Here is a 22,318-nt window from a genome sequence, read left to right as displayed (position 1 = left end):
TGACGCCGTCGGCCACCCCGTCGGCCACCCCGTCGGCCCCGCTTGAGGGGGAAGAGCCCGCGTACGAGGTCGACCAGACCTGCGACAACATATTGCCCGACCGCCCGGCGTGTCGTGGCAATAACTCCATGATCAACGCCGGGGGTCGGGGTCTTCGGTGGGGGTGGGAGGGGTGGGAGGGGTGTCGGTGGGGGTTTGGTCTTCGCCGGCTAGGGCGGAGCGGAGGCGTTCCTTTTCGGCGCGGCGGCGCTCGGTGGCGGTGGCCATCTCGCCCGCCAACTCGTCCCGCCAGCCGCGCAGCAGGAAGAAGGAGAGCGCCGCGGAAAAGGCCAGCGCCAACATCAGCTTCAGGAACACGTTCAGGTCGACGAACCAGAGTGCCGCCAGCACGGCGACGAACAGCCCAATCCGGGCCAGCGTGTACTTCAGCGCGGCGCTCACCTGCACCACTCCGTTCTCTCCGTCGCCCGCCGGTGCCGGCGGGAAAGTCGATCCGCCCAGCGGGCGGGCGGACGCGGTCAGCCGGTCCGGCGGGTCAGCCAGCGGACACCCGGGAACCACACCGTCGCGTACACCACCGTGAACGCCAGCGCCGCCAACGTCCCGGACAGCAGCGGCGGCAGGCCGGCGGCCAGACCCGCGACCAGCAACCCGACGGTCACCCCGACGGCGGCGGCGACCAGGGCCGTCGCCGCCCGGGCCGCGCCGAACTCCCAGGCCCGGAAATCGTCCCAGAACAGCCAGGCCGGCAGGATCACGGCCAGCCAGCCGTTGGTGTGGCCGAAGTGGCCGGCGCCGATCGAGGCGAACCCCCAGTCGAACAACACCAGCGCCAGCGCACCGATGACCAGGCCAGCCAGGCACACCCCGAGCAGATCACCCAGGGTACGGATACGCCCCTCGGCGTCCCGGCGGGGAAACCCGCCCTGCTGCGCGGAACCAGTCTTCTCGCTCATCGACTGCGAGGGTACGTGGTGACTCAGGCCCAGACCTGCTGCGGCTCGGCGCGGCGGTCGGCCAGCGCCGGGGCCTTGTCGTACTCCCGGACCACGTTGTAACGGGTGTCCCGCTCGACGGGCTGGAAGCCGGCGTCCCAGATCAGGTGCAGCAGGTCCTCGCGGTGCATGGTGTTCGGGGTGCCGTACGAGTCGGCGTCGTGCGTGATCTTGTATTCGACGACGGAGCCGTCCAGGTCGTCCACGCCGAAGTTCAGCGAGAGCTGGGCCACCGACAGCCCGTGCATCACCCAGAAGTTCTTCACGTGCGGCACGTTGTCGAAGAGCAGCCGGGACACGGCGAACGTCTTCAGCGACTCGGCCGGCGAGGCCATCGTGGTACGCGCCTGGATCCGGTTACGGATCTTGCCGTCCGCCGAGTCCACGAAGTCGTGCTGGTAGCGCAGCGGGATGAAGACCGCGAAGCCGCCGGTCTCGTCCTGCAACTCACGCAGCCGCAGCACGTGGTCGACCCGGTGCCGGGGCTCCTCGATGTGGCCGTACAGCATCGTCGCCGGCGTCTTCATGCCCTTGCGGTGTGCGAGGGCGTGGATGCGCGACCAGTCCTCCCAGTGGCAGGCGTGGTCCACGATGTGCTGCCGGACCTCCCAGTCGAAGATCTCCGCGCCACCGCCGGTCAGCGACTCCAGACCGGCGTCCATCAGCTCGTCGAGGATCTCGTCGGCGCTCAGACCGCTGATCTTCTCGAACCACTGCACCTCGGTCGCGGTGAAGCACTTGAGCTTGACGTTGGGCAGCGCCGCCTTCAGCTCGCGCAGCACCTTCGGGTAGTAACGCCAGGGCAGCGTGGGGTGCAGGCCGTTGACGATGTGCAGCTCGGTGAGCTGCTCGTCCTCCATCTCCTTGGCCTTGCGGACCGCCTCGTCGATGCGCATCGTGTACGCGTCCTTCTCGCCCGGCTTGCGCTGGAACGAGCAGTACGCACAGGACGCCGAACAGACGTTCGTCAGGTTGAGGTGCCGGTTGACGTTGAACATCACCCGTTCGCCGTTGAGCTCGGTGCGCTTGTGGTGGGCGAGCCGCCCCAACCAGGTCAGGTCGTCGCTCTCGTAGAGGGCGACCCCGTCCTCGCGGGTCAGCCGCTCACCGGCGTACACCTTCGCTTCGAGCTCACGCTTGAGTCCGGCGTCCATGGCACGTCCCTTCCACCTGCGGTCGGATCGAGCGTACGTCGGAGGGCCGAGCACCGCGGCGGCACGGTCGGCGACAGCGACCCACTTCACCGAACTCTCAGCCTCCCGTAACCCGGCCACGCATCGACATCGGTGCCGGGGTGCGGTAGTAACAAGGTGGGGCGGAACACACACACTGGTACCGTCCCGACGGCCGTGCCCACCGAGCGCGGCGACGAGCAGTCGGACGGGGAGCGGAATGGTCTACAGCGGGCGCGGGCGACGGCAGCGACGACGGAGCCCGGTGATCTCGCCAGTGCTGCGTCCGAAGCTCTGGGCCGCCCTGCTCGGCGCGATCGCCGCCGCCGTGCTGGCCACCCCCGCGTACGCCGATCCGGCAATACCCACGACGATCCCGGACACCGGCGCCCGCCCGCCGGCCATCGGCGCGCCCCAACTGCCCGGCGTCCCGCCCGTCGGCGGTGTCCCGTCGCCGCCGGTCGGCGCCATCGGCACCGGCCCGCTGGCCGCCCAGATCTACGCCGCCCAGACCCAGGTCGGCACGCTCGGCGAGACGCTGCTGAAGAGCCGCCAGAAACGCACCGACGCGCAGGCCCAGCTCGACGCCGCCAGCAAGGCGCTGGCGACCACGCAGGACGCCCTACTCCAAGCCCAGCAGGCCGCAGACGCGGCCGCCGCGGACGCCGTCAAGGCGGACGCCGCACTGCCGCCCGGCGATTTCGCCCAGGACCTCCGCGGGCTGAGCCGCCTGCAACAGATCACCCGCGGCGAGAAGGTCGACGGCGGCACCACCGGGGTGGCCGGCGAGTTGGCCCGCGCCCGTGCCGCCGAGCAGGCCGCCTACCAGAAACACACCGAGGCCAAAGAGCTGCTCACCGCCGCCGAGGCGGAGTTCACCACGGGCGAGACGGCACTGCGCACGGCCGAGGCGGGTCTACTCAAGCTGCGCCGGGACAACTCCGCCCAGCTGATCGAGATCGAACGCCAGCAGGAAGCCACCGAGCAGCAGTACGGCGCCGGCTACGTCACCAACCAGAACGTCAGCGGGATGGCCGCGCACCCCCGGGCGATGGCCGCGGTCCGCTACGCGCTGGCCCAGCTCGGCGACCCGTACAAGTGGTCCGAGGAGGGGCCGGACGAGTTCGACTGCTCCGGTCTGATGTGGGCGGCGTACCGGTCCCCGGGCGCCGACTACTTCGACCTGCCGCGGGTCTCCCGCGACCAGTACGCCGCCACCCGCGGCCGGACCGTGCCGCAGGGCGCGCTGCTCCCCGGTGACCTGCTCTTCTTCGCTTCGGGCAGCAGTTGGACGACAATCCACCACGTCGCCATGTACATCGGCAACGGCAAGATGGTGCAGGCGCCCACCACCGGCGACGTCGTCAAGATCTCGGTGGTCAGCTGGTCTCGGCTGTATGCCGCGACCCGGGTGATCGGCGCGGTGCCGGCACCGGTCGTGCCCGCCCCGCCGGTGCCGATCACGCCGCCCACCACGAAGCCGACGCCCAAGCCGACGCCGAGCACCAAGCCGACGCCGACCACGAAGCCGACCACGAAGCCGACGGAGTCGGCCACCCCGACGCCCACCGGCAGTGCGTCGCCGTCGCCGTCGCCGACTGAGAGCGACTCGCCGACTCCCACTCCCAACAACACGCCCACGACCCTGCCCTCGGCACCCACCAGCGCACCGGTCAGCAGCACCCCGACGAGCACACCGAAGGCCAGCACGAGCGCGACGGGCAGCGGCAGCTCGCCGGGCAGCCCCAGCACCAGTGGCTGATCCGCCACGACCGGCTCCGGCTGTCCGCTCGGGAAGATCTGTGGCACGGTGACAACCGGGCACATCCGACTCGACGTCACGGGTCCGGGTGCGAGCATGGCACGGAGGGCGGAGATGGCCGAGCAGAGTGATCCGGCGGAGACTGTCGACCCCGTGGTCGACCAACCCGACTCGTCAGGGCCGGGCACCGCCGACCCGGCGTCCAGCACCGACGCCCCCGCAGCCAACCCTGACTCCGGCCCGGCCACTCCAGACTCCGGCCCGGTCTCCGGCAGCGTCGCCGCTGGTGGCGACGTCTCCACCGACGACGCTGCTCTCGACAGCGGCAGCGTCGCCGCGGACGTCCCCGACCCGGATGCCGGACCGCCGGACGCCGGACCGCCGGACGCCGGACCGCCGGCAGTCAGCAAGTTGAGCGCCGGACCGGCCGCGGTCACCGGCCCGAGTGCCGGCCAGTCGGCGCCCGCCGAGGACCGCCCCGACCAGGCTGCCGCGCCGGTCCGGGCCCGGGCCAGCGTCGCGACCGCCGGGGCCCTCCGCAGTGACCTGCCGGCCAGCGCCCCGGTCACCGCAACCACCTACCGTACGGCCGCTGCCGCCGGCCCGACCGGCTCGGCCGGATCCACCAGTTCCGCCGGATCCACCGGCCCGACCGGATCCACCGGCCCGACCGGATCCGTCGGCGCGGCCGGGTCCGCAGGGATCTCGTTGCCTGGGCAACGCAACGACTCGACCAAGCCCGCCCGAGCCAGCGCCACGGTTCCCAGCGGCAGTCGGGCCAGCGCCACGGTTCCCGACAGCAGTCGGGCCACACCAGGTGCCATGGGTGCCCCGGACGCGCGCAGCACGCCCGGCGTATACCGAGCCGCGCCGGTGCGTCCCGAACCATCCGACCCGGAACCCGAGCCGGCCCGGCTGTCGACTCCGGAGCCGGAGCCGACACCCACGCCGCCCGGCCCCACGCCGCCCGGCCCCGGGCCGACCCAGCCGTCGCCTCCCGAACCGGAGCCCGCGCCAGCCCCGGGCCCGTTCCCGCCCGAGCCGATGCCAACGCCTGGGCCCCGACCCACGCCGTCACCCGGTCCGGTTCCGCCCGTTCCGGGTCCGCCGACCCCGCCGCCCCCGCCGGTGCCACCCATCCCGGGCCCGCCGGCACCGCCGATCCCGAGCCCGCCCCTACCGCCGCCCGGTCCGCCCGTGCCCCCGCCACCGGGTCCGCCGGGTCCGATGCCGGCACCGCCGTTTCCGCCGCCGCCGGCGATGATCGACACGCCCGGCGTGCGGGCCAGCACGTCGGTTTCCGCAGCGCCGGCCGGGTGGCCATCCGCCGCCTCGACGGCACACCCGACATCCCGCGATCAGTGGGCCGGAGCACCGGTCTCCGCGCCCCCGGTGGTACCGGCACCGGCCCTGCCGACCTGGCCGCCGTCCACCACCGGCGCTGCCCAGTCGGGTGGTAATGGCAGCGGAAACTCGCGAGGGACCGCGTCCACGGGCAGCCCTTCGGAAGGCCCGGCCGGACGGGGGGCGGGCAGCACCGACGGAGGACGGCACGACGGCGGCTTCGTCGCACGGGGCACGGGCAGCACCGGCGGAGGGCGGCACGACGGCGGCTCCGACCTGGCCGGCACCGTCTACGGCAGCGGCGACGGGCCGGGCTTCACCACGATCGCGATGCCCGCCAACGCGGTGGAGAATTCCGGGTCGTTGACCGGGCACATCCTGGCCCAGGGCTGGGCGGACACACCGGCCGAACGGTCCCGGAACACCCGGGTGATGATCGTCCTGGCTGCCGCTCTGGGGCTGCTGGTGGCGATCAGCGTCATGGTCGTACTGCTCGCCGGTGACGCCCTGGACGGTCTGGTGGGCAGCGTGCTCAAGGGGTGAGTCGGAGGGTGGGAACGATGGTGAGTCCGCCCACTACCGGCCGGCAACCGGCTGGCGGCTTCGCCGGTTCGCCGTACACTGGTGGAGATCACTGACCCGGCGCGCGTGGTGCGCGCCCCTGGGCGGTCTTGCGGGCGATCCGGCGGCACAGCCGCGGCAGGCCATCGCGAAGATGCGCCCCGCTCGAAAGGCTTTTGTTGACCACCTCTGCTGACCCCAGCACCGTTTCGTCCGTTCCCCACCAGGCCCCGACGACCGACACCGCCCGGGAGCAGCTCGACGCTGCCCCGAGCGCGACCGGCACCGCGCCGGTCGACACCGCCGTCCAGGCGGCTGAGCCGGCCCCGACGGCGACCGCCGATCCGATCAGCTTCGCGACCCTCGGCCTGCCCGAGCCGCTGGTCCGCGCGCTGGCGCAGCAGGGCATCACCAGCCCGTTCGAGATTCAGCGGGCCACCGTTCCGGACGCGCTGGCCGGCCGCGACGTGCTGGGCCGCGGGCAGACCGGTTCGGGCAAGACGCTCGCCTTCGGTCTGCCGATGATCGCCCGGCTGGCCAACCGCAACCGGGCCCGGCCGATGCGTCCGCGCGCCCTGGTCCTGGTCCCCACCCGCGAGCTGGCCATGCAGGTCAACGACGCCCTGGTGCCGCTGGGCAAGTCCGTCGGCATCTTCCTGAAGACCGCCGTCGGTGGTGTTCCGTACGACCGCCAGATCGACGCTCTGCGCCGCGGTGTGGAGATCATCGTGGCCACCCCGGGCCGGCTCGGCGACCTGATCGAGCGGGGCATCTGCCAGCTCGACGACGTCGAGGTCACCGTGCTCGACGAGGCCGACCAGATGGCCGACATGGGCTTCCTGCCCGAGGTGACCGACCTGCTGGCGAAGACTCCCGCGAACGGACAGCGGCTCCTCTTCTCGGCCACTCTGGACGGTGACGTCGACGCCTTGGTCAAGCGGTTCATGACCGATCCGGTGACCCACTCCACGGCGCCGTCCACCGCGTCGGTTTCCACAATGGACCACCACATGCTGTTGATCCCGCCGCACGAGAAGTTCCCGGTGGCGGCCTCGATCGCCGCCCGGGACGGCCGGACGATGGTCTTCGCCCGTACCCAGCTCGGGGTGGACCGGCTGGTCGAGCAGCTCGCGGCGGTCGGCGTCCGCGCCGGTGGGCTGCACGGCGGCAAGACCCAGCGGATGCGTACCAAGACGTTGGCCGAGTTTCGTGAGGGCCGGATGAACGTGCTGGTCGCCACGGACGTGGCGGCTCGGGGCATCCACGTCGACGGGGTCACTCTGGTGCTGCACGTCGACCCGCCGAAGGACCCCAAGGACTACCTGCACCGCGCGGGGCGCACGGCCCGGGCGGGCGAGTCCGGCGCGGTAGCCACGCTGGTGCTGCCCAAGCAGCGCCGCACCACCCTGGCGATGATGGAGAAGGCCGGCGTCGCGCCGGCCGAGACCCGGGTGCGGGTCGGCGACGCGGCACTGGCCGAGCTGGTCGGCGCCCGTGAGCCCAGCGGCGTCCCGGTTCGCGTCGAGGCGGAGTCGCGGGGCTTTGGCGACCGCTCCGGCGGGTCGCGTCGGTTCGACGACCGGGCCGGAGGCCCACGCCGGTTTGGCGACCGCACGGGCGGCGAGCGCCGCTATGGCGACCGACCCACCGGCGAGCGGCGCTACGGCGACCGCCCCCAGGGTGACCGCCAGTACGGCGACCGGCCGCAGGGCGAGCGGCGCTACGGCGACCGACCGACGGGCGAGCGGGGCTACAGCGACCGACCGACCGGCGACCGTCGCTACGCCGACCGACCGACCGGCGACCGGGGCCGCAGCGACCGGCCGACCAGTGACCGGGGCTATGGCGACCGCCCGACCGGCGAGCGCCGCTACGCCGACCGGGACACCCGGGGCTACGGCGACCGTCCCCAGGGCGACCGCCAGTACGGCGACCAGCCGCAGGGCGAACGGCGCTACGGCGACCGGCCGACCGGTGAGCGTCGCTTCGCCGACCGGGACACCCGGGGCTACGGTGACCGGCCGCAGGGCGAGCGCCGGTTCGGTGACCGGCCGCAGTTCGGTGACCGGGACGGCCGGGGTGACCGGCCGACCGGTGAGCGGCGCTTCGGTGACCGGGACACGCGCGGTGGTTTCCGCCCGGAGAGTCGTGGTCGGGACGACCGGCCGCGTGACGAGCGCCCGCGTGACGACCGGCGCGGTTTCGGCGGACGGCCGGCGGCGCGTACCCACTGATTGATCCACCGAACGCCGTCGCGAAGCCCATGCTTCGCGACGGCGTTCGCGCATGCCCTGCCGATGTCGGCCCGATCGCGTAACGTCCGGCTCATGCCGACCATGCCGAAGTCGATCTTCTGGTCCCGGACGGACACCGCCGGCAGCGAGCAGGTCCTGCTCGACGACGGCCGGGGGTTGGCGGCCCGGGGCACACTGCTCGCCGTGGACCCGATCCCCTGGACCGCCCGCTACCGGCTGACCACCACACCGGACTGGGCCACAGCCCGGGTCGAGGTCGAGGCCGAAGGGCTCGGCTGGCTGCGCCGGGTGACGCTGGAGCGGGCCTCGGGCCGGTGGCGGGTGACGACCGCCGAGCAGGGCGACCTCGACGCCGCGCTGGTCGCGGCCGGTCACCCCCGGGCCGGCCTGCCGGGCACCGATGACCCGGACCGGCTGGCCGACGCACTCGACGTCGACCTGAGCGGCTCGCCGCTGTTCAACACCCTGCCGGTCCACCGGCTCCGGATGGCGGCCGAGCCGGCCGACGTGGCGCACCGGATCACCGTCGCCTGGGTGCTGCTGCCCGGCCTGGAGGTGGTGCCGGCCGAGCAGATCTACACCGGGCTCGGGCCGGGTCGGGTGCGGTTCGCCAGCGGCACCTTCACCGCCGACATCGAGCTGGACGACAGCGGCTACGTGGTGCGCTATCCGGGGCTGGCCGAACGGATCGACCCGCGCTGACCGGCGCTCAGGCGGGCCACGCGCCGCTGGTCAGGAAGTGCCCGACGGTGGCCAGATGTGGCGTCAGGTCGAGACCCTGGGCGGTCACCCAGTCGTCGGAGTAGTAGGTGTCGGCGTACCGGTCGCCTGGATCGCAGATCAGGGTGACCACCGAGCCGGTCCGGCCCTCGGCGAGCATCCCGGCGATCAGGCCGAACGCGCCCCACAGGTTGGTGCCGGTGGAGCCACCCACGCGACGCCCGAGCACCGCCGACCCGGCGCGCATCGCGGCCAGTGACGCCGCGTCCGGCACCTGGACCATCCGGTCCACCACCGAGGGCAGGAAGGACGCCTCCACGGTGGGCCGGCCGATGCCCTCGATCCGGGACCCTTTTCCGGTACGCACCGACCAGTCGGCGGCCAGCCACGCCGGATAGAACGCCGAGTTCTCCGGGTCGACGACGCAGAGCTTGGTGGCGAGCCGGCGGTACCTGGCGTACCTGCCGATTGTCGCGCTGGTGCCCCCGGTGCCGGCGCCCACCACGACCCAGGCCGGGATCGGGTGCCGCTCCAGCTCCAACTGCGCGTAGATCGACTCGGCGATGTTGTTGTTGCCCCGCCAGTCGGTCGCCCGCTCGGCGTAGGTGAACTGGTCCATGAAGTGCCCGCCGGAGTCCTCGGCGAGCCAGCGCGCCTCGACCGCCACTGTCGCGGGGTCGTCCACCAGGTGACACCGGCCACCCTGAAACTCGATCTGCGCGATCTTCTCGGGCGAGGTGGAGGCGGGCATCACCGCGATGAACGGCAGACCGAGCATCCGGGCGAAGTACGCCTCGGAGACCGCCGTGGAGCCCGACGACGCTTCGACGATCGTGGTGCGTGGCCCGATCCAGCCGTTGCAGAGCCCGTAGAGGAACAGCGAGCGGGCCAGCCGGTGCTTCAGCGAGCCGGTGGGGTGGGAGGACTCGTCCTTGAGGTAGAGGTCGATCCCCCATTGCCGGGGCAGCGGGAACGGCAGCAGGTGGGTGTCGGCCGAGCGGTTCGCGTCCGCCTCGACGGCGGCGATGGCCTCCGTCACCCAGGCCCGGCTGGCCGCGTCGCACCGGTCGTGATGAGTCACGCCGGAAACGTAGCAAGCAGGGCAGTGGGGGTCGGCGCCGGTCCGGCGGCGCGATCCGGACCGCCTGCGACGCCGGCCGGCAACCCCGGGGGTACGCGGGGGTCAGCCCGCCGGTGGACCGACCGGCTGTGGGCGGTTCTCCCATTTCGTGGAGAGCGCGATGGCGGTGCGGGTGGAGGCGACCCCCGGGGTCCGGTTGAGCCGCACGATCAGCTGCTCCAACTCGGCGATCGTGCCAACCCGCGCCTTGAGCAGGAAGGACTCCACGCCGGCCATGAAGTAGCAGGACTCGATCTCGGGCAGCACCCGCAGCGACTCCAGCATGTCGTCGCTGTCGGCGCCGGAGTCTTCGACGATCCCGATCAGCGCGGTGACGCCCAGCCCGATCGCCTCCGGCGCCACGTCCGCGCGGTAGCCCCGGACCACGCCGCTGCTCTCCAGCTTGCCGACCCGCTCGTGTACGGCCGGAGCCGAGAGGCCCACCTGTCGGGCCAACTCGGCGTACGACAGTCGGGCGTTGCCGCGCAGCAGGTCGACGAGGCTCAGGTCGATGGCGTCCACGGAGAGTGACCTTAACCGGTTACGCGTAACGCGACGCCTTCGGCATCCGTTGGACGGAGCAGTGGGTAACTGTTCACAAACCGACAGTCAAGGCAGGGGTTCCGCCCGTACCATTTACTAACTTCCCAGTCAGTGCATTTTTCGCGTTTGGCGGACAGGCCAGTCTCCTGGTGCTGTAATTGCCATACGTCCCTCATGACGGCTCTGGGCTCGCACCAGCCGGGGGCAGTGTGTTCAGCCAGGGGCTTCGTCGACGCGAGGAGGGGGCTGTGGACACTGGAGATCGCCTGCTGACACCGGGTGAGGTCGCCGCGCTGTTTCGGGTGGACCCGAAGACTGTGACGAGATGGGCGGCGGCCGGCCGGATAGGAAGCATCCGGACTCCAGGCGGGCATCGCCGGTTTCGGGAATCCGAGGTGCGAGCCCTGCTTGAGGGGGAGGGCATGCTGGACGAGGTGGACGAGGTCGGGAAGCCACGCAATGTGGGGCCGGCCGCATCCACCGGGCCGGGTCCGGCCAACGCCGGCATGTACTGAACTGGTGCGGACAACGCCACGCGGACCGGACATCAGTCCGGTCCGCGTCCCACTTCGGTCGGCCGGGGGTGGCCTGACGCGCGTCGAGCGCGACAGCTCAGCTCCGGGCCGCGCCGAGCTGGCCGGCCCACCTTCGGAACAGGGTGTGGGGGACGCCGAGCGCGTCCAGCACCTTGCCGGCCACGAAGTCGACAAGCTGCTGGGCGGTGGCCGCCGCGCCCGCCCCGTAGAAGCCGGGGCTGGCCGGTAGCACCACCGCGCCGGCGTCGTGCAGCGCGATCAGGTGCTCCAGGTGGCTGCGGGTCACCGGTGTCTCCCGGGGGACCACCACCACGGGCCGCCGTTCCTTGAGGTTGACCTCGGCGGCGCGCTGCAACAGGTCCTTGGAGAGCCCGATCGCGATGCCCGCGCAGGCTGCCGTACTGGCCGGAACCACTGCCATCCCGCGTACCCGGTAGGAGCCGCTGCTCGGCCCGGCGGCCAGGTCGCCGGCCGGCCAGTGCCGCACGTCCGCTCCGGTCAGGTCCCGGTCGAGCCAGCCGGCGAGGTCCTCGGCCCAGTGCCCGTCGCGAAACGGTCGGCCGGTCTCGTCGAGCACTGTGAGTCGTGCCGCCCGGGACACGATCAGGTCCACCGGCTCGCCCGCGTCGAGCAGGCCCCCGATGACGGCCGCCGCGTATGGCGTGCCGGAGGCCCCGGAGACCCCGACCACCCATGGTTCCCGCATGCCCCCAGCCTGCCTGGTCCGGCTGGTCCGCTGGTGCGCACCCCCGGGATCCTCCGTCCGGACCGCCTCAGGGCCGCAGGTCGAGCCGGATCACCAGGTCGAGCAGGGCGAAGACGAACAGCGCGATGCCGACGAACCCGTTGGCGGTGAAGAACGCCCGGTTGACCTTGCTGAGATCGGTCGGGGTGACCACCAGGTGCTGGTAGCCGAACGACACGGCGGTCAGTGCGAGCCCGATCCACCAGAGCCAGCCCAGGCCGACCAACCCGCCGAACCAGCTGAACAGCGCGAAAGTCACCACGTGCGCGACAGTGGAGGCGTGCAGCGCGAAGCGGCGACCGTAGCGCGCGGGCACGCTGTGCACGCCGATCTCCCGGTCAACCTCGGAATCCTGGCAGGCGTAGATCAGGTCGAAGCCGCCGATCCACAACCCGACCGCGGCGCCGAGCAGCCACGCCGGCCAGGAGCCGTCCAGGGTGCCGGTGACCGCCAACCACGCGCCGACCGGGCCGACCGCCTGGGCGATCCCGAGGATGGCGTGCGGCCAGTTGGTGAACCGCTTCGCGTAGGGGTAGACGACCAACGGCACCACGGCGAGCGGCGCGAGCACCAGGCAGAGCGGGTTGAGCAGGGCGGCTGCGGCGAGGAAGACCACCACCGCGACGGCCGCGCCGGTCCAGGCCGTCCGCACGCTCACCGCGCCGGTCACAAGTTCCCGGTTGGCGGTACGAGGGTTCCGCGCGTCGATCCTGCGGTCGAGGATCCGGTTGGCGGCCATCGCGAACGTCCGCGCCCCGACCATCGCCACAGTGATCAACAGCAGGTCCCACCAGCGCACGTGCCCGCCGTTGACCTGCATAGCGGTCAGGGCGGAGAGGAACGCGAACGGCAGCGCGAACACCGAGTGCTCGATCTTGACCAGCTCCAGAAAAGCCCGAACCCGCCCCCGCTCCGGATCCCGCCCCTGCTCCGGATCCCGCTCCCGCTCCCGCTCCGGATCCCGCTCCCGCTCCCGCTCCCGCTCCCGCTCCCGCGATCTTGCACTTTCTGTCGGGACGGAAGGGGCGGAAGGGGGCGAATCAGGGACCGAAAGTGCAAGATCGCGGGAGTTGTCGGCGGCGGGCATCAGATCCCGTACTCCTTCCAGCGCTTGTCGACCAGGGCCGTGACCTCGGGGGCCATGCTCATCTCCTCCGGCCAACCGCGGGTGTAGCCCTCGGTGGGCAGCTTGCGGGTCGCGTCGACGCCCGCCTTACCGCCCCAGAACTGCTGGTACGACGAGTGGTCGAGGTGGTCCACCGGACCCTCGGTGAGCAGCAGGTCGCGGGCGTAGTCGACGTTGCCGAAGGCCCGGAAGGCGACCTCGTTGTAGTCGTGCACGTCGCAGTCCTCGTCGACGATCACGATCAGCTTGGTCAACGACATCAGGTGGGCGCCCCAGATCGCGTTCATGACCTTCTGCGCGTGCTTCGGGTAGCGCTTGCGGATCGAGACGATCGCACAGTTGTGGAAGACACCGGCGGCCGGCAGGTCGTAGTCGACGATGTCCGGGATCATCAGCTTGAGCAGCGGCTGGAAGATCCGCTCGGTTGCCTTGCCGAGGCCGTGGTCCTCCTGCGGCGGCTTCGAGGTGACGATCGAGTGGTAGACCGGCTTGCGCTGCATGGTCATCGCCTCGATGTGCAGCACCGGGAACGGCTCGACCGGGGTGTAGAACCCGGTGTGGTCGCCGAACGGCCCCTCGGGCAGCCGCTCACCGGGCTCCAGGTAGCCCTCCAACACGATCTGCGCGTGCGCCGGCACCTGCAACGGCACGGTGAGGCAGTCGACCATCTCCACCCGCTCGCCGCGCAGAAACCCGGCGAACAGGTACTCGTCGATGTCGCCGGGCAGTGGCGCGCTGGCCGCGTACGAGACGACCGGATCGCAACCGATCGCGACAGCGACCGGCAGGCGCTGCCCGAGCCGCTCGGCGACCGCGTGGTGGGCCGTCGAGTCCTTGTGGATCTGCCAGTGCATGCCCAGGGTGTTGCGGCCGTGCTGCTGGAGGCGGTACAGGCCCAGGTTGCGCTTACCGGTCTCCGGGTGCTTCGTGTGGGTCAACCCGTAGTTGTGGAAGATCCCGCCGTCGTCGGGCCAGACCTGCAACCCCGGCAGCCGGTTCAGGTCGACGTCGTCGCCCCGGTAGACGACCTCCTGGCAGGGCGCGGTCTTCACCTTGCGGGGCGGCACCGACTTGAGCTGCATGACCTTGCCAAGACCCTCGCGGATGCCCGACCAGCCGACCGGCAGCTCGGGCTTGATCAGCGCGCCGATCCGGGCACCGATCTCGTCAAGCGAGTCGACACCGAGGGCCATCGCCATCCGCTTCTCCGTGCCGAACAGGTTGATCGCCACCGGCATCTCGCCCCGGGTCGGGCGCTCGAAGAGCAACGCCGGGCCGCCGGCCCGCACCGTACGGGTGACCACCTCGCTGATCTCCAGGGTGGGGTCGACGGGGACGTCGACCCGCCGCAGCTCCCCCGCGCGCTCCAGCGCCGCGAGGAAGTCCTTGAGATCGGTGTACGGGAAGCCACGAGCCGCCATACCGCCCAGTCTCCCGCACCGACTCCCGAGCGGCCCAAGCCGGGTGCTGTGACGCTCCTGATGACCCGGGCCCAGCGACCAGCCGGTGCACCCGGACAGGCCACACCGTCCGCACCCCCCGCACCCCGCACCCGCGCTTGCACCTGCGCCTGCGCCTGCGCCTGCAAGATCCACTCGGGTTTCAGAAAGTCGCGGTGTCCAATGGCCTGGGATGGCCCGACTTCCGGAAAGCGGAGTGGATCAACGGCTAGGGCCCAGAACTCGCAGACATGGCAGGCGGTCGAACGGGTAGCCGGGCAGCCGGAGCCGGGCAGCCAGCGGACGGCGGACGGCGGACGGGGGCGGCAGTGAGCGGTGAGCGGGTTCCGGCGGGGTTCAGCGAGCAGCGGGCGCGGGTCGGCCAGATCGCCATGAACTACGTCCGGGGCGGCAGTGGCCCGCCACTGGTGCTCCTGCACGGGTACCCCCAATGCTGGTACATGTGGCGGCACCTGCTGCCCGAGTTGGGGCGTTCCTTCGACGTGGTCGCACCCGACCTGCGCGGCTTCGGGGGCAGCGACGCCCCGGCCGGCGGCTACGACAAGAAGACCGTCGCCGCCGACCTGCACGGCCTGCTCGACCAACTCGGCCTGACCGGTGACCTCCGGCTGGTCGGGCACGACCTGGGGACCATGGTGGCGTACGCGTACGCTGCCGCCCATCCGCAGCGGGTGAGTCGGCTGGTGCTCAGCGAGGCGCCGATCCCCGACGAGAGCATCTACACGTTCCCCGCGCTCACCTCGGCCGGACCCGGCGTGTGGAACTTCGGCTACTTCTCCCTCGGCAACGGGCTGCCGGAGGACCTGGTCAGCGGGCGGGAGTCGCTCTGGGTGGACAAATTCACCGACGCCCTGATGGTGAACAAGGGCAGCATCGCCGCGCCTGACATCGAGGAGTTCGCCAGCCACCTGCGCGACCCCGCGCACCTGCGGGCCAGCTTCGCCTACTTCCGGGCGTTCGAGCAGGACATCACGGACAATGCGGCGTACCGGGGCACGAAGCTGACCATGCCGGTGCTGGCCGTCGGGGCGGCGGCCAGCCTCGGCGGGCAGGTCGCCGAGCAGGTTCGCCGGTACGCCGACACTGTCCGCGGCGAGGTGATCGAGGACTGCGGGCACTGGCTGTACGAGGAGCGACGGGACGAGATGCTCGCCCTGCTGCGCGACTTCCTTCAGACCGCCTGAGCAGGGTCCGCAGGTGTCCTCGGTCAGGTCGCGGGCGTCCAGGCGTGGGGAACCAGTGGCGGGTCGAGCGGTGCCCGGGTGAGCCGGTTGGCAAACGTGGACATGGTGTAGGCGCCGACGCCGAGCACCACGTCCAACGCGTGCCGGGGCTGGTAGCCGGCGGTCAGGAAGTCGTCCAACTCGTCGTCGGGCACGCCGCCCCGGTGGTCGAGCACGGCCAGCGTGAAGCGGCGCAGCGCCTCCAGGCGCGGGTCGGGCAACACCGAGCCGGCACGCAGCGCGGTGATCAGCTCGGGGGTCGCGCCGAGTTGGACGAGCTTGCCGGTGTGCAGGGCGACGCAGAAGTGGCACTCGTGGGTGGTGGAGACCGTCAGGATGACCACTTCCCGCTCCAGCGGCGCGAGGTCGGTCTGCTCGAAGCCCGCGCTGGCGGCGAGGAAGCCGGTGAGCAACTGTGGCGAGTTGGCTATCAGCGCCACCCCGGTGGGCAGCCAGCCGAACCGGCCGCGCACTCCCTCGATGGACCGACGGGCGGCGGCGGGTGCGGTCTCGGCGGTGTGGACGGTGAAAACGGACATGGGTTACCTGCTTTCCAGAGCCTGGATCGGGGGACGCTACGATAGTAAACGTGGTTGACCAAATAGTAAACGTGGTTGTCGAATATGGCAACCGCTGATCCCGCGCGTCCTGGCTTCGCGCTGCCGCTGTTGCTGCTGGCCGGCTTCCGGACGCTTATCGACGACCTGCACGCCGAGCTGGCCCGGGAGGGGCATCCGGAGCTACGACCACTGCACGGGTTCGTGCTCCAGGCCGTCGGCGCGGACGGCACCACCGCCACCGAACTGGGCCAACGGCTGGGCATCTCCAAACAGGCCGCCGGCAAGACGGTCGACCGACTGGTGGCCGTCGGCTATCTGGAGCGGGCCGACGATCCCTCCGACGCCCGACGCCGGCTGGTCCGGGTAACACCGCGCGGTGCCGACGGGCTACGCCGCTCGGCTGAGATCTTCGATCGGCTCCGCGAACGGTGGACCGAGACCCTCGGCCCGGACCGGGTCGACGCCATGGAGGACGACCTGCTGACGATGGCCTCAGCGAACTGGTTCCGCCTCGACGTGCCCGGCTGGTTCGGCGGCTGAACCGTTGACACGGCGACCTCGCCGCGCTGGATGGCAAGGCGTGCTGGATGGCAAGCTCGCACTGGGATGGCAAGGCCGCACGGATGGCAAAGCCGCGCCGGACGGCCAGGCCATCAGACGACAACCCCGCACCGGACGACAAGTGGCGCTGGATGACAAAGGCGCGTGCACCGCGTCGGGCGACTCACGCCTGGACGCGCCGTGAGCCTGATCGCCATGACTTACCGATGGGCGGTTGCCGGGCGGTGCAGGTCGGGTGCGGTGACGCCTGCGGGTGCCCAGCTCAGTGGCGGGTCAGCGGGTGCGGGCCAACTCGACGAAGGCCCGCCACGCGGGCTACGGTCCGGCCCCACCGCCAGGTTCGGCGGCGCCACGCCAAGGTCAACTCGGGTTTCATGAAGTCGGTGCCTCCAACTTGCGGTGATGCCCCCACTTCCTGAAACCCGAGTGGATCAACCGCCGACCGGACCCCACGATGCCCCGACTTCCTGAAACCCGAGCGCACCAACCCGAGTGGATCAACCGGCGACCGGACCCGGGCCAACCAACCGACCGGACGCGGGACACCGACACCCCGCATCGCCGACCCGGGGCCGGGGTCAAGCCCGGCGGGGACATCTCACTGATCGTGGCGCAACGGCGGGACGCGGAGGCAGGGTGGATTCATGTCGGACGCCTACGTCGTCGGTGACCCGGACGGGTTGTCTCCGCTGCTTGTCGAGATTCGCGACGCCATCGCCCGGGAGTTGCACGCCCAACTGGCGCTGCGCGGCGAACGGATCGAGCTGGCCGACCTACCGGAGGTGTCGTACCAGGTCACCATCCAGGTCGAGCGGGCCCTGCGCGCCTGGCGACCCACCCGGTAGGCGCGTACGAGCCACGGCCGGCAACACGAGTGCGAGTCGGGCCGCAAACTCGCGCACCGCCCACTGAAGCCGCCAACTCGCACACCGCCCACCGAGTCCGCCGGCTTGCGGACCCACCTGGCGGATCAGTCCAGGCCGCCGTACGAGTGCAGGCCGGTGAAGAAGATGTTCACGCCGAACAGGTTCATCAGCATGGTGAGGAAGCCGAGCACCGCGAGCCAGGTGGCCACGTTGCGCTTGACGCTGGGCGTGGCTCGGGCGTGCAGGTAGCCGGCGTAGACCACCCAGGAGATGAACGCCCAGGTCTCCTTCGGGTCCCAGCCCCACGGGCGACCCCAGGCCGCCTCGGCCCAGATCGCGCCGGCGATCACCGCGAACGTGAAGACCGGGAACGCGAACGCGTGCAGCGCGAAGGTCAGCCGCTCCAGGCCGACGGCGCCGGGCAGCCGCTTCGCGAGGGTGTACGGGAAGCGCCGCTTGCCCTGCTCGTACCCGTTGCGCATCAGGAAGCCGACCGCCGGCACCGCGCCGAGCAGGAAGATGCCGGACGCGAAGACGATTGTCGAGACGTGGATGACGAACCAGTACGAGTTCAGGGCCGGCACCAGCGGCACGATCGGCACGTACAGGACCAACTCGGCGGTGGCCACCAGCAGCACCATCACCAGGGTGAGGAACAGCCCGAGCTTGCGCAGCGACGGCCGCTTCCAGAGCACCACGAGCCAGGCCGCGACCCCGATGAACGTCACCGTGAGCACGAACTCGTACATGTTGCCCCAGGGCATCCGGTCCGCCGCGAGACCGCGGGTGACAAGCGCCGCGAGGTGTAGCACGGCGGCGAGCGCGGTGGCCCCCACCGCGACCAGGCCGGCGATACGTGCCCGACGCGCCGAAGCGTCGGCCGGCGCCGGGACCGGTGCGGGCGCCTTCGGGCTGATGCCGCCACCACCGCCGACTCCCGCACCCACCAGCTCGCGGGCGGGCGACGCCACGGCGATCCGGGTACGCGCGTTGCCCAGCGCGTACTCGACGGCGTGGCTGATCATCGCGATCAGGTACGTCAGGATCGCGAAGGTCACCAGATTGTCGGAGAGCGCGGACATCACTCGGTCCCTTCTCGCACACCGGCCCGGTCGCTGGAGTCAGCGTCGGTGCCAGGCCGCTCGGCAGCCCGCTCCGCACCGCTGACAGCGGTGACGAGCTGGGCGAACTCGTCGGCGAACCCTGGATAGTCGGTGCGCGGCAACCCACCGGCCTCCACCAAGCTACTACCGTCCGTCGGAGATCCGTTCGCGGGGTCGCCCGGCACCACCCGGAAGAAGACCCGGCGACGTCGACCGAACAGCGAGCCCATCAACCCGACAAGCAGGGCAGCGCAGCTGAACAGCAGCGGGGTCGCACCGGGGTCGTGCCGGATGGAGAGGGTGACGTACCGCTCGGTGCCCACGAACTCGACGGTTGAGCCGTCGTCCAACGTCCAGGTCTCACCCTTGCGGAGCAGTTTGGTGCCGACCTCCTTGACCTTGCCGGTCCGCACCTGCCGCTGGTCGAGTTGGTAGATCGAGCCGGGGATACCGGCGTCCCGGCCGAGGTTGCCCCGGTAGGCGACAAGGTTCAGCACCGGGTTGCGCTCGGCCGGATACTGCGAGCGCACGAACGGTGCCTGCTCGGGTGCCGTGGGCAGGTAGATGCCGGTGAACGCCATCTGCTGGTCGGGCGCGCGCTGACCGGTGGCCGGGTCGACGTTCGCGTCCGCGAAGGCCGCCAGCCCCTCGCTGGTCAGACCCATGTCGCCGGTGGTGAGGAACGGGTCGTCACTGAGCTGGCTGTTGCCGAACCGGTCGGTGTAGCGGATCACCGGGGCGTACCCGTGGCCGAGCAGGTAGACGCTCGCGTCCTTCAACCGCAGCGGCGAGTTGACCGAGAAGTCCGCGCGGCGGGTCGGCTCGTCCGGGCCGTCGACGGTGACCGTGGCGTTGAAGGACTCCGGCTGGCCGGACGGCAGGAACCGGGCCTGGAAGTCGTCCAACCGCAGGCAGAAGCGGGGCAGGTCGGCGCTGTCCACCCGGGGGCCGAGCTTCGCCTCGGCGTACTGCTGGCGGGTGTTGCAGAACGTGTTGTCCTGGCCCGCCACCAGCAGCCGGTTGCCGCTCCAGCCGTACCAGGAGCCGAGCCCGACGCCGATCAGCACCGCGATCAGCGAGATGTGGAACAGCAGGTTGCCGGTCTCCTTGAGGTAGCCCTTCTCGGCCGAGACCTCGTCGCCGCGTACCTCGACGCGCCAGCGGCGCTTGCGCAGCACCTCGGCGATCGCCGCCGTGCCACCCGGCGGCGCGGGCAGCACCGTGTGCTGCGGCAGCCGGGCCATCCGCTTCGGCGCCGCCGGCGGCCGGGCCCGCAACGCCCGGACGTGGTCGCGCAGGCGGGGCGTGATGCAGCCGATCAGGGAGGTGAACAGCAGCACGTAGATCGCGGAGAACCAGACCGAGCCGAAGACCTCGAACGCGCCGATCCGGTCCAGTCGGGGGGCCCAGTCCGGGTGGTCGACGAAGTACTGGTTGACCTTCTCCGGGCTGATCCCCCGCTGCGGCAGCACCGAGCCGGGGATCGCGGCGACCGCGAGCAGGAAGAGCAGGATCAGCGCCGTACGCATGCTGGTGAGCTGCCGCCACGAGTTGCGCAGCAGGGCCAACAGCCGGTTGGGCCGGCGCCGGGGCGCCGGGGCCACTGTCTCCGGTCGGTCGTCGACGACAGTCATCAGATGCTCACCTCGCCCACCCCGACGGTGGTCTGCAACCAGATCACGAAGCTCTGCCATCCACCGGTGACAAGCGCCAGGCCGATCAGGATGAGCAGGGCGCCGCCGACCCGGGTGACCCAGCGGCTGTTGCGCCGGACGGCGCGGAAGACCCCGAGCAGGCGTTCGAAGCCCAGCCCGAAGACGATGAACGGTATCCCCAACCCGAGGCAGTACGCCACGGCGAGCACCACGGCGCGGTCGCTCTGCCCGCTGGCGGTGGCCATCCCCATCACCGCCCCGAGCGTCGGGCCGGTGCAGGGCACCCAGCTGAGGGCGAAGACCGCGCCGAAGACCGGAGCGCCGAGCAAACCGGCCGACGGCAGTCGGGAGATCCGGAACTCGCGTTGCAACGCGGGGATCATCCCGAGGTAGCTCAACCCGGCCACGATGATCAGCACGCCGACGCCGATCTGCAACTCGCGCTTGTAGTCGAAGAAGACCCGGCCGATGCTGGCGAAGAGGATCGCGGTGGCCACGAAGACGACGGTGAAGCCGCCGATGAAGAGCAGCGTGCCGGCGAGCACCCGGCCCTTGACCGCGCCGACCCGCGCGACCCGCTCCCTGACCGCGACACCGCCGGTGGGCGGTGGGGAATCGGCCGCCGGTCGGCGACTCTCCAGGTCCGCGCCGGCCAGCCCGGTGACGTACGACAGGTAACCGGGGACGAGCGGGAGCACGCACGGCGACAGGAAGCTGACCAGGCCGGCGAGCGCCGCCGCGCCGATGGCGAGCAGCAGCGGCCCGCTCAGAGCCAGTTGCTCGAAGGTCTCACCCATCAGTTCGACGCCGGCTTCTCGGCCGCGATCTGCTCGACGATCGGCCTGAGTTCGTCCTTCGTCACGGCCCGACGAATCACCACGGCGATCCGGCCGTCGCGGTCGAGGACCACTGTCGCCGGTGTGCTGTTGGGCGGGATGTCGAAGTTCAGCGCCTGACGGCTGGACGGGTCGAAGATGCTCGGGTAGGTGACTCGCCCCTGCTCGAAGGCGATTGCCTTGTCCTTGCTGTCCTGCACGTTGACCCCCAGGAAGGTCACCCCGGACGCCTTGGTGGCCTGGTAGGTGGCCTCCAGGTCGTCGGCCTCCGCACGACAGGGCGCACACCAGGAACCCCAGAAGTTGACGACCACGACCTGGCCGCGTGCCTGGGAGACGTCGTACTGACCGCCGGTGAGCAGTTCACCGATCACCGTCGGGGTCTTCGACCGCTGGTCCGCCGCACAGGTGACAGTGAGGCCGTCGCTGGTGCAGCGCTTCTCCCCACTGCCCCCGGAGGTGCAGCCGACCAACGCCACCGCGGCGACGGTGGCGAGCAGGCCGGCGGTCCACCTCCGGGCGTTCATCAGGCCCCCTTGGCCGTCCGGGCTGTCGCGGAGAGAGCGATCAGGTGCGCGGCCGGCTCGCTGTAGCCGATGCCCACCACCTTCGCGCCGTCGAAGTGGAACGAGGTGAGGCTCGCCAGCCCGCACTGCCGCTTACGCGGGTCGTGCCAGAGCCTCTTTCGCTCGACGTGGCGGCGCAGCGTCCAGATCGGGAGCTGGTGCGACACCAGCACCGCCTCGCGCCCCTCGGCGGCGACCCGCGCGGCGTGCACGGCCGCGAACATCCGCTCGGCGATCACCCGGTACGCCTCGCCCCAGGACGGGGTCACCGGGTCGCGCAGCACCCACCAGTTACGCGGGTCGCGGAACGAACCGTCACCCGGGGACACCTTCTTGCCCTCGAACCAGTTGGCGCTCTCGATCAGCCGCTCGTCCACCCCGACCGGCAGCCCGAACTGGGCGGCGATCGGCTCGGCGGTCTGCTGGGCGCGCTCCAGTGGGCTGGCCACCACGTGCACGATCTCCCGCTCGGCGAGACCCTCCGCGGCGGCCTTGGCCATCTGCACGCCCAGCTCGGACAGGCGGAAACCGGGCAGCCGGCCGTAGAGGATCTGGTCGGGGTTGTGCACCTCACCGTGCCGGAGCACGTGGACCACCGTCTTGCTCACC

At 71.4% G+C, this 22,318-nt stretch carries 22 protein-coding genes; 8 read left to right on the top strand and 14 right to left on the bottom strand.

What is annotated here, in order from left to right:
- Positions 1 to 132: 132 nt before the first annotated feature.
- From AB0A95_RS13190 to mqnE, 3 genes are all read right to left on the bottom strand, one after another.
- A complete protein-coding gene (locus AB0A95_RS13190) occupies positions 133 to 441 on the bottom strand; it encodes a DUF4229 domain-containing protein (protein WP_357555909.1) in 309 nt (102 codons plus the stop codon).
- A gap of 77 nt (positions 442 to 518) precedes the next feature.
- Positions 519 to 956 carry a hypothetical protein gene (locus tag AB0A95_RS13185; RefSeq protein ID WP_357555896.1) on the bottom strand — a complete coding sequence of 146 codons (438 nt, stop codon included), beginning with the start codon at positions 954 to 956 and terminating at the stop codon, positions 519 to 521.
- A 23-nt stretch (positions 957 to 979) separates the two neighbouring features.
- Complete coding sequence (gene mqnE / locus AB0A95_RS13180; RefSeq protein WP_357555895.1) at positions 980 to 2,149, bottom strand: aminofutalosine synthase MqnE; 1,170 nt, start codon at positions 2,147 to 2,149, stop codon at positions 980 to 982.
- Positions 2,150 to 2,387: 238 nt separating this feature from the next.
- On the opposite strand from mqnE, the gene AB0A95_RS13175 reads away from it, so the two are divergent.
- The 4 genes from AB0A95_RS13175 (at position 2,388) to AB0A95_RS13160 (ending at position 8,791) form a co-directional block, all read left to right on the top strand.
- Positions 2,388 to 3,929: a C40 family peptidase gene (locus AB0A95_RS13175; RefSeq protein WP_357555894.1), complete on the top strand. Its 1,542-nt coding sequence runs from the start codon at positions 2,388 to 2,390 to the stop codon at positions 3,927 to 3,929.
- Positions 3,930 to 4,043: 114 nt separating this feature from the next.
- Positions 4,044 to 5,816, top strand: a complete 1,773-nt coding sequence (locus AB0A95_RS13170; RefSeq protein WP_357555893.1) for a hypothetical protein — start codon at positions 4,044 to 4,046, stop codon at positions 5,814 to 5,816.
- Between the two features lie 365 nt (positions 5,817 to 6,181).
- Complete coding sequence (locus AB0A95_RS13165; RefSeq protein WP_357555908.1) at positions 6,182 to 8,068, top strand: DEAD/DEAH box helicase; 1,887 nt, start codon at positions 6,182 to 6,184, stop codon at positions 8,066 to 8,068.
- Positions 8,069 to 8,170: 102 nt separating this feature from the next.
- A complete protein-coding gene (locus AB0A95_RS13160) occupies positions 8,171 to 8,791 on the top strand; it encodes a putative glycolipid-binding domain-containing protein (RefSeq protein ID WP_357555907.1) in 621 nt (206 codons plus the stop codon).
- Positions 8,792 to 8,798: 7 nt separating this feature from the next.
- On the opposite strand, the gene AB0A95_RS13155 is transcribed toward AB0A95_RS13160, so the two are convergent.
- The gene (locus tag AB0A95_RS13155) at positions 8,799 to 9,890 is read right to left on the bottom strand and encodes a PLP-dependent cysteine synthase family protein (protein WP_357555892.1); all 1,092 of its coding nucleotides are present in this window, start codon (positions 9,888 to 9,890) and stop codon (positions 8,799 to 8,801) included.
- A gap of 102 nt (positions 9,891 to 9,992) precedes the next feature.
- Positions 9,993 to 10,451 (bottom strand): Lrp/AsnC family transcriptional regulator, encoded by a 459-nt coding sequence (locus tag AB0A95_RS13150; RefSeq protein ID WP_357555891.1) that lies wholly within the window; start codon positions 10,449 to 10,451, stop codon positions 9,993 to 9,995.
- A 269-nt stretch (positions 10,452 to 10,720) separates the two neighbouring features.
- Here AB0A95_RS13150 and AB0A95_RS13145 point away from each other — a divergent pair, with 269 nt between their 5' ends.
- Positions 10,721 to 10,987 (top strand): BldC family transcriptional regulator, encoded by a 267-nt coding sequence (locus AB0A95_RS13145; RefSeq protein ID WP_007454516.1) that lies wholly within the window; start codon positions 10,721 to 10,723, stop codon positions 10,985 to 10,987.
- A 97-nt stretch (positions 10,988 to 11,084) separates the two neighbouring features.
- Here the strand turns inward: AB0A95_RS13145 and AB0A95_RS13140 are convergent, their stop codons facing one another.
- The 3 genes from AB0A95_RS13140 to AB0A95_RS13130 all read right to left on the bottom strand — a co-directional run bounded on the left by AB0A95_RS13140 (position 11,085) and on the right by AB0A95_RS13130 (position 14,300).
- Positions 11,085 to 11,714 carry a UbiX family flavin prenyltransferase gene (locus tag AB0A95_RS13140; RefSeq protein ID WP_357555890.1) on the bottom strand — a complete coding sequence of 210 codons (630 nt, stop codon included), beginning with the start codon at positions 11,712 to 11,714 and terminating at the stop codon, positions 11,085 to 11,087.
- A 67-nt stretch (positions 11,715 to 11,781) separates the two neighbouring features.
- Complete coding sequence (gene mqnP / locus AB0A95_RS13135) at positions 11,782 to 12,840, bottom strand: menaquinone biosynthesis prenyltransferase MqnP (RefSeq protein WP_357555889.1); 1,059 nt, start codon at positions 12,838 to 12,840, stop codon at positions 11,782 to 11,784.
- A complete protein-coding gene (locus AB0A95_RS13130; RefSeq protein ID WP_357555888.1) occupies positions 12,840 to 14,300 on the bottom strand; it encodes a menaquinone biosynthesis decarboxylase in 1,461 nt (486 codons plus the stop codon). Before AB0A95_RS13130 ends, mqnP begins: the two co-directional genes overlap by 1 nt.
- Before the next feature lie 347 nt (positions 14,301 to 14,647).
- Here AB0A95_RS13130 and AB0A95_RS13125 point away from each other — a divergent pair, with 347 nt between their 5' ends.
- Positions 14,648 to 15,523: an alpha/beta hydrolase gene (locus AB0A95_RS13125; protein WP_357555887.1), complete on the top strand. Its 876-nt coding sequence runs from the start codon at positions 14,648 to 14,650 to the stop codon at positions 15,521 to 15,523.
- Between the two features lie 23 nt (positions 15,524 to 15,546).
- On the opposite strand, the gene AB0A95_RS13120 is transcribed toward AB0A95_RS13125, so the two are convergent.
- A complete protein-coding gene (locus AB0A95_RS13120) occupies positions 15,547 to 16,101 on the bottom strand; it encodes a carboxymuconolactone decarboxylase family protein (RefSeq protein WP_357555886.1) in 555 nt (184 codons plus the stop codon).
- An 84-nt stretch (positions 16,102 to 16,185) separates the two neighbouring features.
- On the opposite strand from AB0A95_RS13120, the gene AB0A95_RS13115 reads away from it, so the two are divergent.
- Together AB0A95_RS13115 and AB0A95_RS13110 are read left to right on the top strand one after the other, a co-directional pair.
- On the top strand, positions 16,186 to 16,662 hold the full coding sequence (locus AB0A95_RS13115) for a MarR family winged helix-turn-helix transcriptional regulator (RefSeq protein WP_357555885.1): 477 nt from the start codon (positions 16,186 to 16,188) through the stop codon (positions 16,660 to 16,662).
- A gap of 665 nt (positions 16,663 to 17,327) precedes the next feature.
- Positions 17,328 to 17,528 (top strand): hypothetical protein, encoded by a 201-nt coding sequence (locus AB0A95_RS13110; RefSeq protein ID WP_357555884.1) that lies wholly within the window; start codon positions 17,328 to 17,330, stop codon positions 17,526 to 17,528.
- 125 nt (positions 17,529 to 17,653) lie between these two features.
- On the opposite strand, the gene ccsB is transcribed toward AB0A95_RS13110, so the two are convergent.
- Genes ccsB through AB0A95_RS13085 form a run of 5 tightly spaced genes read right to left on the bottom strand, consistent with a single transcriptional unit; the run spans position 17,654 to position 22,317 of the window.
- Complete coding sequence (ccsB, locus tag AB0A95_RS13105) at positions 17,654 to 18,631, bottom strand: c-type cytochrome biogenesis protein CcsB (protein WP_357555883.1); 978 nt, start codon at positions 18,629 to 18,631, stop codon at positions 17,654 to 17,656.
- Positions 18,631 to 20,286 (bottom strand): cytochrome c biogenesis protein ResB, encoded by a 1,656-nt coding sequence (locus tag AB0A95_RS13100; RefSeq protein ID WP_357555882.1) that lies wholly within the window; start codon positions 20,284 to 20,286, stop codon positions 18,631 to 18,633. Before AB0A95_RS13100 ends, ccsB begins: the two co-directional genes overlap by 1 nt.
- Complete coding sequence (locus AB0A95_RS13095) at positions 20,286 to 21,104, bottom strand: cytochrome c biogenesis protein CcdA (RefSeq protein ID WP_357555881.1); 819 nt, start codon at positions 21,102 to 21,104, stop codon at positions 20,286 to 20,288. The genes AB0A95_RS13100 and AB0A95_RS13095 overlap by 1 nt, the downstream gene beginning before the upstream one ends.
- Complete coding sequence (locus tag AB0A95_RS13090; RefSeq protein ID WP_357555880.1) at positions 21,104 to 21,670, bottom strand: TlpA disulfide reductase family protein; 567 nt, start codon at positions 21,668 to 21,670, stop codon at positions 21,104 to 21,106. Before AB0A95_RS13090 ends, AB0A95_RS13095 begins: the two co-directional genes overlap by 1 nt.
- Positions 21,670 to 22,317, bottom strand: coding sequence for a histidine phosphatase family protein (locus tag AB0A95_RS13085; RefSeq protein ID WP_357555879.1), 648 nt, complete (start codon positions 22,315 to 22,317; stop codon positions 21,670 to 21,672). Before AB0A95_RS13085 ends, AB0A95_RS13090 begins: the two co-directional genes overlap by 1 nt.
- Between the last annotated feature and the right edge of the window lies 1 nt (position 22,318).

This window comes from Micromonospora sp. NPDC049230 (genome assembly GCF_040647875.1).
Classification (GTDB): domain Bacteria; phylum Actinomycetota; class Actinomycetes; order Mycobacteriales; family Micromonosporaceae; genus Micromonospora.
Note: the sequence above shows the minus strand (reverse complement) of the source record. Positions and strands in the feature narration are given on the sequence as shown.